Here is a 2,499-nt window from a genome sequence, read left to right as displayed (position 1 = left end):
AATCTATCATTGACTCTCAAGGTCGTGTAATCAATACATGGGCTGACATTATTAACCGCGCTAACTTAGGTATGGAAGTAATGCACGAGCGTAATGCTCACAACTTCCCCTTAGACTTAGCTGCTGGCGAAGTTGCTCCTGTAGCCTTGACTGCTCCTGCTATCAACGGTTAAGATTTAGATAACTTAGATAGATGAAAAAAACGCTCTCCTGATGGAGGGCGTTTTTTGTTTTGGGAAAATAAATTATTAAATATTAAATCAAAGTTTGAATTATAAATTATAATGCTATAGTTCTATAGTTATAAGATTTGTACTTTCACTAAACTAAGCAAATGCAGTAAGTATTTATTATGAGTCAAATAAAAGTTAAAAATTTTGGACCGATTAAATCGGGTTTTATAGAAAATGATAGATTTATAGATATTCGCAAAATTACTGTTTTTATTGGCAATCAAGGAACTGGGAAAAGTAGCATTGCTAAGTTAATTTCAACATTTAGTTGGTTGGAAAAACAGTTATATCGTGGGAATTTAGAAATGAAGTATGTAACAAGTCGTAATCGTTTCGTGAATACATATTGTAGCTATCAAAACTTAAAAAATTATTTTTTACCAGACACAGAAATAGAATATCGTGGTAATGCTTATACTTTTAATTATGTCAATGGAAAATTATCTGGTTCAAATAATAATAGCCAAAAGTATATTTTGCCTAAAATTATGTATGTACCATCAGAGAGAAATTTTTTTAGTGTAGTTAAACGGGCAGAAAAATTAAAAGGATTGCCTCAATCATTATCTGCTTTTTTTGGTGAATTAGAACGTTCTCAACAGGAATTATCTGGCAGTTTGACTTTACCAGTGGGTAATATAAAGTTGGAATTTGATCAGAAAAATAATACTTTAAATATTATAGGCAGTAATTACAAATTAAATATTTCTGAATCCTCAAGTGGTTTTCAATCTTTTATTCCTTTATTTTTAGTTTCTAGAAATATTGCTTTATCTATTAGTGAAAATCATGATTCTTCACAAAGTGAACTGAGTGGAGAGGAACAAAAAAGGTTAAAAATGGAAATTGAGAAAATATTAAATAATGATAATCTTTCTGAAGAACTTAAAAAAGCTGCTTTGGAATTGTTATCTTCTAAATACAAAAATGAATGTTTTTTAAATATTGTGGAAGAAATAGAGCAAAATCTTTTTCCACAATCGCAAAAAAATATTTTATATAAATTATTAGAATTTGTGAATATGACAGAAGGTAATACACTAATTCTTACTACTCATAGTCCTTACATTATTAATTATCTGACATTAGCAATAAAGGGATATAAAGTTTTACAGAAAATTATAGATTTACCAAACAACAATTTACTCAAGGAACAACTAGAAAATATTGTTCCTCAAGCATCTTGTATATCTGATGAGTATTCAATTGTATATGAATTAACAGAAACAGGAGAAATTATCGAACTTTCTAATTATGAGGGATTACCTTCTGATGAAAATTATCTTAATACTTTCTTAGCAGAGACTAATAACCTTTTTGATAATTTACTGGAAATTGAGGAACAAATATGATTATAAATTTTTTTGATGCTAATTGTCAAAGTCAAACAAATCAGCCTAAATTTGGAATTTGCGATGATTCACCTTCAGAAAATCCTGCTTATATTAATATTGATGATTATAGCAAATGGATCGCTATTGTTGAAAATAATCAAGAAATAGATGTGATATTTACGGCTATTGATAATTGTATTAAAATTCTTAGATCAGATGGTACAATGGATAATCGTTGTGATGGTATGCTGACTTACAACAATAATCTTATTTTTGTAGAATTAAAAACGAGAAAGTATAGAAATAGTGTTTGGATTAAGGAAGGAGTGGATCAATTAAAAAGTACAATTAGTGTTTTTATAAGTAATCATGATCTAGCCATTTATAAATCTATAATTGCATATATAGCTAATAGCAAAAAACCTCATTTTCAGTCTTCACAAATTACAAGAATGCAGACATTTAAGAAGGAAACAGGTTTTAGATTAATCATCCAAAACACTATAAAACTTTCTTAGATTAAAATTCGACTTTTCTAAATTCTTTTCTGGAGATGTCTAATAAGCTGTTGTTCCTTTAACTTGAATAATTAATACAAGCAAGATGCTTGTGCTACTGTAACTTCAGGTTTTTTTAAAAAAACAGTGAGTGCTGCACATTAGCTATATTAACTATATTAACATTATCATTATTAACATTATCATTGCACTAGTACCAGATTCAACACGGAAATTACAATAACTACACCTATTAAAACAGTCATAAGTCGGTACAATAGTAGGCCCCCGACCATAAGTAATAACTCTGTTGCTATTATTACCAGTATTTTCCTAAAAAGAAGACATTGTTACAATATTAAGAGTAGATTTACAAAAAAGTTTACGAAAAAATAAAGCCTGTAAACCTTACTATATATAGGTTTTATCATTGAG

The 2,499-nt window shown here is 28.5% G+C and carries 2 protein-coding genes and 1 pseudogene; all 3 read left to right on the top strand.

Annotation, left to right across the window (positions count from 1 at the left end; translation table 11 throughout):
- Positions 1-173 (top strand): annotated as a pseudogene (locus H6F32_RS20150) (photosystem II q(b) protein); the annotation flags it as partial.
- A gap of 179 nt (positions 174-352) precedes the next feature.
- Positions 353-1,585, top strand: a complete 1,233-nt coding sequence (locus tag H6F32_RS20145) for an AAA family ATPase (RefSeq protein ID WP_190371044.1) — start codon at positions 353-355, stop codon at positions 1,583-1,585.
- A complete protein-coding gene (locus tag H6F32_RS20140; RefSeq protein ID WP_190371043.1) occupies positions 1,582-2,085 on the top strand; it encodes a hypothetical protein in 504 nt (167 codons plus the stop codon). Before H6F32_RS20145 ends, H6F32_RS20140 begins: the two co-directional genes overlap by 4 nt.
- Positions 2,086-2,499 lie beyond the last annotated feature (414 nt).

It is taken from the genome of Anabaena sp. FACHB-1237 (genome assembly GCF_014696225.1).
Lineage (GTDB): Bacteria > Cyanobacteriota > Cyanobacteriia > Cyanobacteriales > Nostocaceae > FACHB-1237.
Note: the sequence above shows the minus strand (reverse complement) of the source record. Positions and strands in the feature narration are given on the sequence as shown.